We start from the raw sequence: 15,085 nt of genomic DNA on the forward strand, positions 1-15,085 counted from the left end.
CAGAAGAGCATAAAAAGTCTTGTTGGTGTGTGACTGCGCGAGATTGATGAGCGTGACTTACTAGTTGCTAGAAGCAGTAGTATCACCACCACCGGTGCCACCCGCCCCAATACCTGCGCCTAAGGGGAGGGCAAAGGAGGGCGGTTCAACTGACGCACCAGCTGCTGTTGCTGCAGATACTCGGCTCGGGTCGGCACCAGCTTGCAATGCCGCAATGAGTATATCATCAGCATGCATCGTGCCTGATAGGGCTGCGCCATCAAATACTTCTTGCACGAAATCAGGATAGAGCACAACGCCTAGCGTGATGACGTGTACAGTCTTATCAGGATGTTGTTGAATTAGACCAATGGTGACATCAATTAAACTATTTATATTTACCATTTGAGTATAAAAGTCATTGGCAAGAGGAATATCGAAGGCGACTGCTGATTTCGACTCTCCATTGAGGGTGTTGTCGCTATCGCTTAAAGAATTGTCGATTGCTTCGCTAATGGCTGGTTGTAATTCGTAACCTGCCTCAACTAAGGTCATAATATTACTATGAAGACGATTGCCAGGTTGGTCTTTATCACCAAAAAAATTGTTGCCATCGCTTTGCGCGAAAACTGAAACACAAGACATCGCAACGAGTATAACAACAAGCATGTTCACAATGATCAGTTTTCGAAATTCCATAACTACCCCTAAATATTGGCACCGCTTAAATGATGAATAAATAGCCAATGTTTTTATATTTTATCTCATCGCACAATAACTAAGCAAACGCTATTATGTTATTTTTTTAGACAAACAAGACAAGCCTAGTGTAAATCGTCAAAGTACATGAATATATTGCACATTACTGAGCTATTGGTGTTGGCGAAGCAATAAAATAACCTTGGAAATAATCAACCTGTGCCTGCATTAACCATTCTTTTTCTTGCTCAGTCTCTATCATTTCAGCAATAACTTTTATGTGTAAGCCGTGGGCAATATTTACCAAGGAATGAATAAATAACTGATTGTCTAGCTCATTGTGGATGTTGCGTGTGAAGCGCCCATCTAGTTTTAGATAGTCTGGCTTTAGTTTGCGTAAATGCCTTATTCCTGCGAGTTGAGCACCAAAATGCTCAACAGCAATTTTGATTCCCAACGCTTTTAAGCGATTGGTTTGTGCCACTAAAGCGTCAATATCATGCACCAAAGCGCGTTCTGATATCTCGACCACTAAATTTTCGCATTGCTCGCCTGCACCTGCTAATTGGTTTAGTAACCAATCCATAAATTCAATATCAAATACCGACAAACGAGATAAGTTAAGCCCTACGCTGGCGTCAGAACTATGTAATTTAGTCAGTAGATTAGAGACAATTAAGCGGTCTAAACTCTGTGCATGATCTAGCCTGATGCTTGCGGGAATAAGTTGTGCCATGGGCATGTTGGCGCTATTTTCAGCATTTGGTAAGCGAGCAAACCATTCACTGTATTCGACAACTTGTTCGCGATTGACAATAGCCTGTGCGGCAAAGTCGGAGGTACCAGCGCTTATTATCGCTTCTATTTTATGGCGCCATACTTCGTTGCTATGCGTCAAGCTTAAGTTTTCAGCTAGTTCCCAACGTTTTTCACTATCTTTGGCCACGCTAAGTGCATTATCTGCACGCTCCATTAGTTGTGACAATTCATCGTTAAAACTAAACGCTGATACACCGATGTGCGCGGTGCCTTCGCTATACTCACTTTTTTCCATTCGTTTATAGTTAAGCGCTAAAGCTTTTGCTAGCGCAACTACGTCGTCTGTTTTCGTATTTTCAATCAATAGCCCAAAATCCGCGCCGTTAATACGATAGATTGAAAAGTGGTCAAAGTGCTGAGCGATTGTCTTTTTGCTGCTTTCACAGATATCGATAAGATAGTTATCGCCAATATCACCACCGTAGCTTTTGTGCACATCCGCAAGGCTTGAGGCGCGAATTAGCAATAAGTGGCCCGAGTTATGTTCAGCATCATTACGCAGTAATTGCCCTATATATAATTCGTAGGCGCGACGATTCCCTGCTTTGGTTACGGGGTCGGTATACGCAAATTGGCGATATTTTTCAGATTGTTCGCTTAATTGTTTGAACAAGCTTGAGAGCCTATTTGACATGAAGTTAATGGCGCTAACAATTTTACGTAGCTCCATCGTTTTTGGAAGCGCGATAGTATGATCAAATTGCTGTTGGCTAATCGCTTGTGTTTGCTCAATAACGGCATTAATTGGGGCTGATATAACTCGTTTTACGAGTAACCATACAAAGACAAGCGCGACACCAAACACCAAAAAAGTAATCCAAAAGCTACTCATGGTATTTGCCCATAATTGCTGGTAAGCATACCCGGTATTGCTGGTCACCGTGAGCTTCCCCATTAATGTCCAGCCATTGTTCAATTCACTTGTTGCACTTGGTTGCGCTATATCAAAAAGACTGACAAACCATACTGGAACCCCCTCAAAAGCAACAGGGTTACTTCGCTCAATAATGACATTGCCGTCAAGGTCGCTGAGGGTGATTGACGCATAATAGCCTCTATCAAAAATGGCATTGGTCATCGTTTCTACGATGGGTAAATCTTCTTCGTTGGCAACGTAGGGCGTTACCGACAAGCCAAGTGAAGTCGCAGTATCTTGCGCATGAGAACTAAGTTGCAGCGCGATAAAGTTGCGCGTGTTTGCTGTATTCGTCCACAAAGTACCGATAAACATCAGCAGCACCACACAAAAAAAGCCGATACCTAATTGTTTCGATAGTGACATTGTAAATCCTTGCTGTTGTTCATAGTGTGATGGCATTAATAGTTGCCTGCTAGCATGCGCTTTTGTAAATCCGCCCACAACTTATTATTATTACTTGATTGCATTTTTCTGCCACGCCCTTGTTCTTTAGCTAGCCACAAACCTTCACCATTAAAACTGTATATAGGCATAAGATCGTCACGCATGCTCGCGGGTAAAATACGTTTGTTGATGTTGTCTAAAACGAGGGGGATGGCATTCTTCTTCTCATAGTAGGCCAGTACCATATGCGCTTGTCTAGGGCTTTTTACGGTAACATACATAAAGCGTAATTTTTCATCATCAATGCCAAGGGCAATTAAGGTCATATATTTTGCAATGGTAAAATCTTCGCAGTCGCCAGCATTTAGGCTCAAAAACTCAATTGGCGTGGCCCAGTAGTCGAGTTTATTCCAAAGACTTTGGTCATCCACGAAGGATACGCGATTAAAAAATTGATTGACCTTATAGAGCTGTTCTTCTATTGGCAAATCTTTACTGTTGTCGATTAAGTTTTGCCAAGCGCGCACGCGCATTTCAGCTGTTTTATTGTATTGTTTAGAAATACTTGCAAACAATGATTCTGAAAATTGAATAGCAGCGTTTACACTTAATTGTGATGTGCATAAGAGTACTAACAAAATAATCTGCGGTAATCTTGCTAGTCTCATTATAAGTGTACGGCTCGCGAAAAAAATAGGGCTATATAGTTCATCGCGCTTTTGGCAATAAACCTTAATAAATTGGGAAAAAACCTGTGTTGGTTTACACTAGCTTTTTTTGTAAGGTAAAAAGGCTTTATATTGCCTTATTTATAGGAACAGTTATTCACTCGTGTTTGAAATTGTAAAAGTTATTTGTGTGATGGTGACCGCACTTATCATTGTCAACGCAATTCGAGAAGACTGTTCTCGGCCGCTTGCCTTTGCGTTGTTCGCTATTTGGCTTCGCTTTGCGCTCTCAGCCTTCCACGACATCACGCATCAACCCTTATTTTCAGGCTTATCGATAAACGCCTTAGGATCAGTATTTGTTGTCGCTTTAGGCATCCTCTATTTACCTGCTCGTGGTTTTTTGCTGCGCAAACTTATTCCCCTATATCTTTTTTTGTTAGTCATTGTTGTAAGTGGTTTATACAATCTAGAGATTATTGGTTTGCTTAATGTCATCGTTAAATGGGCATATTTCTTTGTACTTAGCTTGGCGATCCTTTTAGCGGCGCGTATTCATTCACTCCATCCTACCTTGTTAGCTTTGCTAAAAGCATTCTATTTGCCCGTTGCCTTGTTGGTCTTATCTATTTTGCTAGGCGAAAGTAAAGCAACTGAACGTGATGGTTCAATCAGTTATATTGGGGGTTACAGGCACGAATCTGGCTTTTCTATGGTTATTATTAGTTTTGCCCTCATCGTGTCATTGATAGACAAAAAATTCTTTAGATTCAGAACGCTGTGGTTCTATATAGCTATACTACTGCTCTATATGGTGAATTACCGAACTGCACTGATTACAATATTGCCTATTGTATTTGTGTTTATTTTTGCCGGTGCGCAACAAAAAATTAGGAAAAAATATCAGTTAGTATCCTTTGCTTTTATTTCTGTTTTCGTTGCCTTGGGCTTTTATATTGTAGCTGGGAATATGGCTGACAGGTTTGCAGACATTTCTATTTTCCTGGGTAGTTGGAATGATCTACTAAAAGCGCCAGCGTACTTCTCGCAATCTGAAAAAGCGATATTTTCTTCACGAGTATATATTTGGAGTCAGTACATGGAGGAGGTTTATAACGCGAGTCGCATGAATCAAATTATTGGTCATGGCCCTGAATCGTGGAAAGGAATCTTCGATTTATACGCACATAATACCTACATAAGCTATATCTTTGAGTATGGCTACGCTGGACTAGTGGCTTTTACTGGATTTATTATTGGTATCTTTGTTAATGCGTTTCAAATTAAACATACTGCTACGAAAGCAAAATTAATGGGAAGTTTACTAGGCTTTTTAATTATGAATATGGCGACCATGCCATTGTGGAGTATTGAAGGGCTAATTATTCTATCAATTATTTTTGGTGTAGTGCTTGGCTGTAGCGACAATGATTACCTTACGGCCAACGAGAGGATGAAGCTATCAAAGTAAGTGTTATTATCACTACCTATAATCGCCCAGAGTACTTAGAACAGGCTCTTGCTGGCGTGCATGCGCAAACTCGACAGCCAGATCAAATAGTGATTATTGACGACGCCTCTTCACCCGATTGCCAAAGCGCCTTGCAAGTGTTGCTAGCGCAATATCCGTCAGTAGAATACTATCGTATGCCGTCTAGTGTGGGGGCAAATGCTGCTCGTAATTTTGGGATTGAAAAGGCTCGTGGAGACTTGGTCGCATTTTTAGATGACGATGATATTTGGCTTTCGCATTATTTAGAAAGCCATATCAAGCAATACCAAATATATCCTGAATATGCTGCACAAGTATGTGGCTACCGCATGTTAGGAAGCAAAACAGAAGAGATCAATAACGCAAAAACAGTGACCGAGGACGCCCTTCGTCTTGGTAATGTGTTTTGCGGAATTAGTGGGTTTACAGCAAAAAAATCCCTCATGCAAAGCTACCGTTTTGATCCTGAACTACAAAATGGCCAAGATTGGGATTTATTTGTGAATATGATCATTGGCGGTGAGACGATTGGCAATATTTCAGAGCCGCTATTTGAATATCGAAAAAATACGCCAAAAGGGATAAGCGACATTACTAGAAAAATGACCGTGGATAAATCTGATGCAAGACTGGCATCAGCTTACAAGCATCGCGATTGGTTGGGTGAATATTACTTTAAAAAACGGGTAGCTGAGCAATTGCTGACTTTTTTACAGCATAAACCCGATAAACTGCGTTGGTTTTTTAAATCAATCAAGATAGCTGGGATCCGATTAACGATTATGACTATCCTAAACAAACTGTGGCGCTAAATGCGAACTCACGTTTAACTCAAATGTTGCCTATTTATGAAAAATATTGTTTTTATTATTAACTCTATTGGCAGTGGTGGTGCTGAATCTGCTTTATTTAATATTCTTAAAACAGTGCCTGCTAATATTCTTAGTGAGGCAAGAGTTCATTTAGTCTTGCTTGATGATGAGCCCCGCTTAAAGATCATTCCTGAGGGGATAATAGTTCACCAACTCGAGGCAAAGCGCTCTTTAAGTAAAAGCCTAAAACAATGCTACGCACTTTTTTTGAAGATTAAGCCGAGTATTGTTATCAGCTTTTTGGTGCGGGCCAACATCGTGAACTCTATTTTAAGAGCTTTGTCTAGATATCCTGCGTCAATAGTGTGTGAACGAATGCACCTTTCGTCTCACCTCAGTTCGCAATTTACGGGCTTTAAAGCCAAAGTCGCAGAATTTTTACCTTGGTTGTTATATGCGAAAAATGATTTGGTACTGGGCGTCTCTTCAGGCGTTTCTTATGATTTGATTCAGCGTTATAGGCTAAGTCAGGAAAAAGTGAAAACGATTTATAACCCTTTTGATATAGACTTGTTGCAAAGCCAAGCTTTGCAAGCATTGCCTCAAGCACTGACCTTACCTGATAACTATATGGTCAGTGTTGGGCGCTTGACCAAAAGTAAAGATTATGAAACCTTAATTCGCGCTTTTGCCAACGCAAATACACGTAAATCTTTGGTCATAGTTGGTACCGGAGATTTACACCATTCCCTATCCCAATTGGCGAAGCACTTACAGCTGAGTGAACGCGTTATTTTTACCGGTTATTTAAAGAACCCGCATCCTGTCATTGCTAAGGCGGATTACTACATTGCAACATCTCGTAATGAAGGCTTCCCAAACGCTTTGGTAGAATCTATGGCGCTTGGAAAAGCCATTATATTTACAAGTTGTGATTCTGGACCTGCAGAAATACTCGGACGCCACCACCATTTTAAAGCAAACGAAGCATGTCACTGTGAATATGGGGTATTAGTACCTGAAGGCGACATTGAGAGCGTTGCAAATGCAATGACACAATATGAAGATCCCGAACTTGTTAATCACTATTCAATGCAATCATTGAAAAGGGCGCAGGACTTTACCTTAAATGAGATCAGCGGCCACTATTGGGATGAGATTAGGCAATTGATATAGCGGCGAAGACAGCCGGCTATTTTGTACAAAGCTCTTTGTAAAGCGCTAGGTGCTCTAGTGCATTGCGCTGCCATGTGTTTGCTTGTTGATAGCTTACCGCTTCGGCAGAAATACAGTCATCAAAACTAGGCATTGATAGTTTTTCTGCGAGTTGCTCAATATTTCCCATTTTGAAAAAACAGGTATCAGGGAGTTTAAACTCTTGATGTGCGGGAATATCACTGAGAATAACGGGTGTATTTACTGATATCGCTTCAGCCACAACCAAACAGAAACCTTCCATGACCGATGGATGCACTAAGGCTGCCGCATTTTTATACAAGCTATAAAGTTCATCCCCATATTTTGCGCCAGTAAAAATAATATTGGATGAATTGAAGGTTTGCAGGTAGTTCCAGTATTCATAGTCGTCAAGGGCATCTCCCACAATTATAAGCGTTTTAGTCGTCTTGGCTTTTGCAAAGGCGCGCATTAAAACATCTATCGCTTTAGTTGCTTCTAATCGACCCACATAAAGAAAGTATTCTTTTTCCTTAAGCATTGAATTGGCTAAGACTTTACCTTCTTTAAGACTTCCACCGTTTCGAATAGTAATAACATTGTCGGCAAAGTTTGGAAATCGACGATGTAAGTCGTCTTTTAGGGCATGGCTGACACAAATCGTTTTATGTGCGTATTTGACACTCATGCGCTCGCCGGTTTTTAAGAACCACTTGCCAAACCTTCCCCACTTGGGGCGTTCATAATCAGCAGCATGGTTGGTTACTACCACTTTACTACCTGTTAGTTTTGCAAGGGTCGTGTAAAAACCCGGACCAATTCCATGAAGATGGATAATATCAGGCCGCACCACAACAAGTGCATATAAAATCGCGAGAAAGGTACTTAGTGCATTTTCAAGTCCTGGAGCTTGGATGGTTGGTATAGTTTTAACGCGCAGACGTTCAGCTGCTACATTCTCTGTATTCTCAGGACTATTTTCATGCGTCATGTTTTGCACAACTCGAGTAAGAATCGTTACTTCTACTGAAGGGTCAAGTGCGATTATCTGTGAGTACAAGTGTTTACAGACTGTTTCAATACCGCCAAGAAAATCGGGAAAGCCCCTTGTTCCAATCACGCATATTCTTAAATTTGATGGTGACATCTATTGAGGGCCACCGTTGTGTAATACTTGCAAAAACGTACCTATTTTTATGGTTTTTTATGCACGCAGATACTTTGAGGGTATTTAAATGCAACTAGCGAAGAAGGTCGCTCATGAAAAACTGAAGATTAGCACGCTCAAAAGGGTGAAGGTACACTTCATTAAACCATTTTGCGCGACGCTAGTCTTTTGATGCAGAGCTCAAAGGCGCATATTTTAGCACACATTTTTAGCAGGAATCACCCTGTATAATTTTTATGCGTCTAGATAACAGTGTTGAGCTACAAAATGAGCGAGATTGTCTGGTTTGAGATCAACAGGCCCTACAGGGAATAGGTGGAATAATTTCGTCACATTGATATAAATCAAAATACCAATCGATAATAATAAAAATGAGAATTGCAAAGCAAAATGTAAAAATAACCACTTTACAAGCAGTTAGCATTTCCTTGTCCCGCCTGCGATTGACAGCATTCTGGTGAAATAGTGTCACCTTTCTTTACACTATGTTCTAGTTACGATATATTCAACCCGAGTCGCCAAAAGGCACAAAAAATGAATACCTAAACTTTCACATTTTTATTCGTTTTCGATACTTTTGGTATTAAGTTTTTTTTCTGGGCACACACTGTAGACAATGCGATATGTAGTAGCCGACAGGTTATTTTCTAGGCAGTCATTTAGGGAAGTTTTATGAAGAAAATTTTATCGTTAGCATTTTTGGGTTGCGCACTGTTTCTTTCGCCACTCGCTAATTCGGCAATGATTTCGGCAAATGGAGTTGATGTCAATCCACTTAATTTAACAGGCGAATATGATACTTTTGCTCAGTTTTTTGATTATAGATTGAGTAATACATCTTCACATACCGGGTATGAGCTAAAGAACGAGGTGATGGTGTTTTTTGCAAATATCGGGCAAGAAACAGCAATAATAATTACCGCTGGAGGCTTTGGAGGATGGACTGGGAAAGTTGACGCCACTATTTCTGGTTCCATGGGTGGCATATCGTTTATTGATGATCCTACAGGTCCATTTGTTGACCCTTTTGACGGCACCACAGTTAATTGGGCTTATGCTAGAGATAAGAGCGATGGTTTAATATACCAAGGGCTGTTTGGTGATTTCTGGGATATCGATTTATCACTGACCAAGCGAGGTGGTGGAGTTAATAGATATAATGTATTGACCTTTGACGGAGATAATAACTCCTCGGTTGCATTGACCGAATACATGAAACCGGATGAACGCCACTCGATAACAATGAATTCGGTCAGTGCGCCAGCAATAGCGTCTCTGTTTGGATTGGCAATTGGGGCATTGGCTATGCGGGCTAAACGCAATAAGTCTTAGCATTTTCGAGATGAAAACACATAAAAAAAGCCATTAACATGGCTTTTTTTTGCTTTAAAGTATACCCTTATTTAACGCGGCCGTAGCGGTCAGAAAAACGCACAATGTCGTCTTCTCCTAAATAACCACCTGACTGCACTTCAATAAGTTCCAGAGGTATTTTCCCTGGATTTTCAAGAGCATGTACTTCTCCAATTGGAATATAAACAGACTCGTTTTCTGTGACCAGTTGGGTTGTTTCACCAATCGTAACGCTTGCGGTACCAGATACGACAATCCAATGTTCAGCACGATGATGATGCATTTGTACTGACAATTTTTCGCCTGGTTTAACGCTAATGCGTTTTACTTGGTAACGGTCACCATTGCCGATAGAATCATAGCTACCCCAAGGTCTAAACACTTCACGATGGAATTCAAATTCGCTTCTGTGCTGTGCTTTCAATTTGTTAACTACATTTTTGATATCTTGCACCTTATGGCGGTTTGCGACTAATACTGCATCCTTAGTTTCAACCACGACGACATCGTCAAGCCCAATAACAGAGATCAAGCGTTGCTCAGCATTAATGTAGCTATTGTTAACGCCTTCAAGCATCACATCACCTATACAAGCGTTTCCTTGTGCGTCTTTATTTTCATTGGTATCCCATAAAGAGCTCCACGAACCTACATCGCTCCAGCCAGCATCTAAGGGCACCATGCAAGCACTGTTGGTTTTTTCCATGACAGCATAATCGACAGAGTCATCAGGGCAGGCTTCAAAAGCTTCTTTGTCTATTCTGATAAAATCTAAATCAGTCTCGGTGTTTGCAATAGCGCGTTCACACGCGTCATAAATCTCAGGGTTAAATTTTTGTAGTTCTTCTAAGTATACGCTGGCCTTAAACAAAAACATGCCGCTGTTCCAAAAGTGTTGTTTGCCATCAAGGTATGCTTGTGCGGTGGCTAGGTTGGGTTTCTCAACAAATTCAGATACCTCAAAACCAGTTGCCGTTAATTCTTTCCCCGCTTTTATATAACCGTAACCGGTATGTGCTTCAGTAGGTACGACGCCAAACGTGACTAATTTCCCTGTAGAAGCGAGAGTTTGTGCGTTAGCAATGGCCTCAGCAAAGGCATGATGTTGACTAATTAAGTGATCAGCTGCAAGCACAAGCAATAGTGGGTCGTCGCCATTTTTGAGCGCAAGCATAGCAGCTACCGCTATGGCTGGAGCGGTATTTCGGCCAACAGGCTCAAGGACTATGCCCGAATGTTGGATGCCAACAGTACGTAATTGTTCTGCTGCTAAAAAACGATGATCTTCATTACATATCAGCATTGGGGCATTCATATCATCACTTGGTAAGCGCAATATAGTGTCTTGAAGCATGGTGTTTTCGCTAGTAAGCGATAAAAATTGTTTCGGTAATGCAGCTCTTGATTTTGGCCACAATCGGCTCCCTGTGCCACCTGCTAAAATAATGGGCGTTATCATAAAATCTTCTCTTTTTTTGATGGTAGTAACGACCTCATCCTTACATTTATTTGCCTGCACTTGGCTCCTGCATGTGTTAATAGGATGTGCGCTACCGTTGAAATTGAACGGTTCTTCGTTAAGTTTATCATCAAATTGTGCGAATGGGCGAGCAATGAAAATGCTTTTTGTGCGATCACGCGATACTCACCATGATGTTTAATGTTTATCGGAAAATGACATCAATTCTGTAGTACGGTTTTTTTCAAAGCATACTTAAAACACAGGTTGAACAAAAAATAGTCAACTAATGGCGTGGTTTGTCGATAGCCTTAAAGGGATTTCGATAAATACTTGTTAATATTGGACTCGCTCGAAAATCAAGAACCAACGCTTGCGAGCTTTACTGAGAAGTAAATAGTTGCGCTTACAAAACATATTGAACAAAGCTTGAATATAGAAGAAGCATTACGAGATATAGAAAAAATCAAAAAACTTCTAAATTCATAGGTTTAGCATAATATTGCTATTCATTTATGGCAATGTTACATTCCGGGCAGTACGTACTCCTGCAGTTTGTAAGAACGCGTGCGTGTGTCTTAATTACACATTGGCGTTTGGCAAAAAGAATGAATGACAGTATCAATATCCTATCACGTTGTGCAGGTCAGCTATTACGTATAAATAGAGCTCAGGCCTGTTTTGCGTATACGGTTTTTGACAGTGTCGTGAGCTTTTCGTGCGATTCAAGTACCTACGTAGAACATACAAAAGAAGAACTTCCACAATCTTTTGTTGATGAAATAGCTTCGCTACAACAACAAATCATTCAAGCCGAGTTCAATTCTCGGAACGATATTGTTATATATCCAGGTGAAGACAATCCCTTTGGTTTAGTCATCAATGGCCCTCATATCAATAATGTGCGCATAGTACCTATATCCGATCCGCTAACGGTTTACGCCATCGTTGTTGTGATTAATGCGCCAGAAAACAAACTTTCTGTTAATCGCGTTAACGTATCGCCCTTTATCACTGCTACTGCTAATTTATTTAGCATGAAACAAATACGTAACTTCTTACCCAAAACACGAGAAGAAATGACGTTAGATGGCAGTGGGGGACTAGTCAATACCTTACTATCGAATGTGTATCATCCGGTCATATTCTTTAGTCACGACATGTCTATAAATAAATATAACAAACACGGAATGTTGTTAGTGCAGCAGTCAAATATGGAGAAAGACGTCTCTATGCGAGGCTTGCTTGAGTACTTCGTGCCCTCTACTGCAGCCAACATTATTTCGCAACTCGAAAATTACAATTTTGTCGGAAAGCTGGTGACTAGCGAATGGAACGATGTTGTTTTGCAATTAAACGCCTTCCAAACCATCAATGTAGATTTAAAGATTATTCCTATTAGCCATCGTCGTACGACAGGCCACACATCTAATGCAGAGCTAGTGCAATTTGCCTTATTGATAAACGACAACAAGCGAAATGAGTTGCATAGTCTGCAGCGTTTTCAAGCGCTAACTAGTCTAATTCCTTTGGGCATATTGCAGCTAACAAGAGACTTTAAATGCACCTATGCTAATGACACTTGGTCGAGTATAAGCTCTTTAAATATAACGTCTTCATTAGTTGACGGATGGACAAAGTGCTTTGAATCTCGTGATTTGCATCGCGTATTGCCAGCAATGGAAAGCCTCAACAAACGAAACCGAGAGCATAGCGAAGAGCTACAATTAATCACTAACATGAAAACAAGTAAATGGGTCAGCCTCAAAAGTGTTGCCCTATTTAACGAACTTGGTTTATTAGATGGCTTTATCGTTACCGTTGATGACATTAGCCATGTACATGAACAAAAAGAAGCATTAGAAAATTTGGCAAATACCGACTCATTAACCGGCATAAGCAATAGAAATTGTTTTCATGACCGATTAAAAGTTGCGATTTCGCGGGTGGATAGACACGACAACGCGGCGGTTTTGTTCTTAGATTTGGACAAGTTTAAAGCGATTAACGATACTTATGGTCACAACGCGGGTGATGTTGTTATTCAAAAAACTGCGCAAAGATTGCATAAAGTTATTCGCGCCGAAGATACAATAGCGAGGCTGGGTGGCGACGAGTTTGCTATTATTGTAAGTGACGTAAGAAATCAATCTGATGTAGTTAATTTAGCAATTAAAATCATTATTGAGATTGCGCGCCCCATGCACATAGATAACAACGCATTAACCGTTCAGTGTAGTATTGGTATCGCGAATATAAGCAATAGCCGCACAACGATTAAAACGGTACTAAAACATGCTGATTTGGCCGTGTATAAAGCTAAGAGTTTAGGTCGCAACCAGTATTGTGTTTATACCGAGTCTTTAGAGCGCGAAACATTGCTCGCTAATTATCTTCGTGCAAGCCTTAAAGGTACACAAAACAACGGCTTCTTTATGGAGTATCAGCCCCAAGTTGATTCTAGTACCAACAAAATTATTGGTGTTGAAGCGTTGTCGCGTTGGCGTCACCCTAAAGACCTAGCGGTTAGCCCTCAAGAATTTATATTACAGCTTGAAACTCATGGTCTTATCAATGACTTTTTTGTTTGGCAATTAGAGGCGCTTTTACCTATTGCAAAACGATGGATTGAAGACGGTTTGATTTCAGCTGAAAGGCGTTTGTCTATAAACTTATCAGCGGTGCAACTGCATTTACCCAATTTTGCTAGGCAATTGCTCTCTACCTTCAATAAACATCAAGTAGATTGTCATTGTTTGGGCCTAGAAGTGACCGAAACAGCATTTATGCAAGACCCAATTAGTGCAGGTGAAAACCTGCGAAGTCTTCGTGCAGCAGGATTTGCTGTCGCCTTAGACGATTTTGGTACGGGTTTCTCGTCTTTAAGTTTATTGCGCAAAATGCCATTAGACAGCATAAAAATTGATAAAGAGTTTATTGCTGACATTCTTACTAATGTGACCGATGCTAAAATTGTGCAATCGATGATTACCTTGTCACGCGAACTCGATTTGACGGTAGTTGCAGAAGGCGTTGAAACCCAAGAAGTCAAAAAATGGTTAGACGACAATAAATGCCCTTTACAGCAAGGTTTTCATTTCTACAAGCCAATGGCCCATAGCCAACTTGAAAGCTGCCTATTAAAAGAAACACCGCTTCACTAAGTAATTTTATCAATCAGAAAATATCTAGCCACAAGGACTTTACGTCGGCTCAGTGAAGTCAAATAAGCTTTATTTAAATTCCTATCCAAATCATGTAGTTCTAATGTCAGCTTTCTTTACGTTTTATTAAATATTAACCATTTGTAAATCATAACAGTTTGTAAATAATCATGTTTGCCAGATTGGTAAGAAATATGCAGTACGCATTTATCGCACTTATTTGAAAGTAAGTTTGAAAGTAAGCGCTGTAAAAACGTAACACTACATTAACGCTTAATTGCCTACTTCTAGAGTGGCACTTATAGAGGATAATTCTAAGTAGTTAAATAGTTGTACACACACATAAAACCGTAGTTTTCTTAAGCAGTTAAAAAGGAAGTCTTTATGAAATTAGTTACTAGTCTTGTTTTCGCCCTTAGCGTTATGTTTGCCAATATGGCAAATGCTAATGTTATTTTATCTATCGACCCCAGTACACAAAATGCCAGCGTCGGCGATACTGTGGCCGTTACCTTATCGATAGGTGGTTTAGGGGATGGTGTGCCCTTATCATTGGCAGCATATGACATCGATGTTACTTTTGACAATAGCGTTTTGTCTTTTGCCAGCTATAGTTTATACGATGAATTAGGTGGTGCACTTGATGCTATAGATATTAGTTTTGGAGAATATAGTCCTGGTGTAGTCAATGTTGCCGAACTCAGCCTTCTTTTTGCCTTTGATCTTTGGGACTTCCAACCCGCTAGCTTCGCATTAGCCGAGCTACTATTTATGGTTGACTCTGCTGGTAGTAGTGCTCTAGATATAGTCTTCGCTGACCTCGACGATGTTAACGGGGATCTTATCAATATTGTTGGTGTAAATAGCGCTTCTGTTACAGCTACAGCTGTTTCTGCACCCGCTTCTTTGTCTATATTTGGCTTAGCATTGCTTGCTACATTTGCTAGACACAAACGTTTTTCAGTTGGAAGCAAAAAAGCATAATAAAAAAGA

Annotated in this window: 11 protein-coding genes; 6 read left to right on the forward strand and 5 right to left on the reverse strand. The window is 40.4% G+C overall.

What is annotated here, in order from left to right; translation table 11 throughout:
- Positions 1-60: 60 nt before the first annotated feature.
- The 3 genes from AC0L6H_RS10885 to AC0L6H_RS10895 all read right to left on the reverse strand — a co-directional run bounded on the left by AC0L6H_RS10885 (position 61) and on the right by AC0L6H_RS10895 (position 3,468).
- Positions 61-678, reverse strand: coding sequence for a hypothetical protein (locus tag AC0L6H_RS10885; protein ID WP_473394318.1), 618 nt, complete (start codon positions 676-678; stop codon positions 61-63).
- 163 nt (positions 679-841) lie between these two features.
- A complete protein-coding gene (locus AC0L6H_RS10890) occupies positions 842-2,779 on the reverse strand; it encodes a bifunctional diguanylate cyclase/phosphodiesterase (RefSeq protein WP_473394319.1) in 1,938 nt (645 codons plus the stop codon).
- Positions 2,780-2,814: 35 nt separating this feature from the next.
- Complete coding sequence (locus AC0L6H_RS10895) at positions 2,815-3,468, reverse strand: transglutaminase-like cysteine peptidase (protein WP_473394320.1); 654 nt, start codon at positions 3,466-3,468, stop codon at positions 2,815-2,817.
- Between the two features lie 163 nt (positions 3,469-3,631).
- Between AC0L6H_RS10895 and AC0L6H_RS10900 the strand changes: the two genes are divergently transcribed.
- The 3 genes from AC0L6H_RS10900 to AC0L6H_RS10910 are packed head-to-tail and all read left to right on the forward strand — an operon-like array spanning position 3,632 to position 6,948.
- Positions 3,632-4,939, forward strand: a complete 1,308-nt coding sequence (locus AC0L6H_RS10900; RefSeq protein WP_473394322.1) for an O-antigen ligase family protein — start codon at positions 3,632-3,634, stop codon at positions 4,937-4,939.
- 8 nt (positions 4,940-4,947) lie between these two features.
- Complete coding sequence (locus tag AC0L6H_RS10905) at positions 4,948-5,772, forward strand: glycosyltransferase family 2 protein (RefSeq protein ID WP_473394514.1); 825 nt, start codon at positions 4,948-4,950, stop codon at positions 5,770-5,772.
- 36 nt (positions 5,773-5,808) lie between these two features.
- Positions 5,809-6,948 (forward strand): glycosyltransferase, encoded by a 1,140-nt coding sequence (locus tag AC0L6H_RS10910; protein ID WP_473394323.1) that lies wholly within the window; start codon positions 5,809-5,811, stop codon positions 6,946-6,948.
- Between the two features lie 16 nt (positions 6,949-6,964).
- On the opposite strand, the gene AC0L6H_RS10915 is transcribed toward AC0L6H_RS10910, so the two are convergent.
- Positions 6,965-8,068: a glycosyltransferase family 4 protein gene (locus tag AC0L6H_RS10915; RefSeq protein WP_473394324.1), complete on the reverse strand. Its 1,104-nt coding sequence runs from the start codon at positions 8,066-8,068 to the stop codon at positions 6,965-6,967.
- A gap of 720 nt (positions 8,069-8,788) precedes the next feature.
- Here AC0L6H_RS10915 and AC0L6H_RS10920 point away from each other — a divergent pair.
- A complete protein-coding gene (locus AC0L6H_RS10920; protein WP_473394326.1) occupies positions 8,789-9,448 on the forward strand; it encodes a hypothetical protein in 660 nt (219 codons plus the stop codon).
- A 67-nt stretch (positions 9,449-9,515) separates the two neighbouring features.
- Here the strand turns inward: AC0L6H_RS10920 and AC0L6H_RS10925 are convergent, their stop codons facing one another.
- Entirely contained in the window at positions 9,516-10,925 is a 1,410-nt protein-coding gene (locus AC0L6H_RS10925; RefSeq protein WP_473394515.1) for a mannose-1-phosphate guanylyltransferase/mannose-6-phosphate isomerase, read from the reverse strand.
- A 611-nt stretch (positions 10,926-11,536) separates the two neighbouring features.
- On the opposite strand from AC0L6H_RS10925, the gene AC0L6H_RS10930 reads away from it, so the two are divergent.
- Complete coding sequence (locus tag AC0L6H_RS10930) at positions 11,537-14,092, forward strand: putative bifunctional diguanylate cyclase/phosphodiesterase (RefSeq protein WP_473394327.1); 2,556 nt, start codon at positions 11,537-11,539, stop codon at positions 14,090-14,092.
- Between the two features lie 384 nt (positions 14,093-14,476).
- Positions 14,477-15,076, forward strand: coding sequence for a cohesin domain-containing protein (locus AC0L6H_RS10935; protein ID WP_473394328.1), 600 nt, complete (start codon positions 14,477-14,479; stop codon positions 15,074-15,076).
- Positions 15,077-15,085: the final 9 nt, after the last annotated feature.

The organism is Glaciecola sp. G7-5 (assembly GCF_055808975.1).

Excerpts from the sequence above, each read along its gene's own strand:
- AC0L6H_RS10885 (WP_473394318.1), bottom strand. The coding sequence starts at position 678 with ATGGAATTTCGAAAACTGATCATTGTGAACATGCTTGTTGTTATACTC.
- AC0L6H_RS10890 (WP_473394319.1), bottom strand. The coding sequence starts at position 2,779 with ATGTCACTATCGAAACAATTAGGTATCGGCTTTTTTTGTGTGGTGCTG.
- AC0L6H_RS10895 (WP_473394320.1), bottom strand. The coding sequence starts at position 3,468 with ATGAGACTAGCAAGATTACCGCAGATTATTTTGTTAGTACTCTTATGC.
- AC0L6H_RS10910 (WP_473394323.1), top strand. The coding sequence starts at position 5,809 with ATGAAAAATATTGTTTTTATTATTAACTCTATTGGCAGTGGTGGTGCT.
- AC0L6H_RS10920 (WP_473394326.1), top strand. The coding sequence starts at position 8,789 with ATGAAGAAAATTTTATCGTTAGCATTTTTGGGTTGCGCACTGTTTCTT.
- AC0L6H_RS10930 (WP_473394327.1), top strand. The coding sequence starts at position 11,537 with ATGAATGACAGTATCAATATCCTATCACGTTGTGCAGGTCAGCTATTA.
- AC0L6H_RS10935 (WP_473394328.1), top strand. The coding sequence starts at position 14,477 with ATGAAATTAGTTACTAGTCTTGTTTTCGCCCTTAGCGTTATGTTTGCC.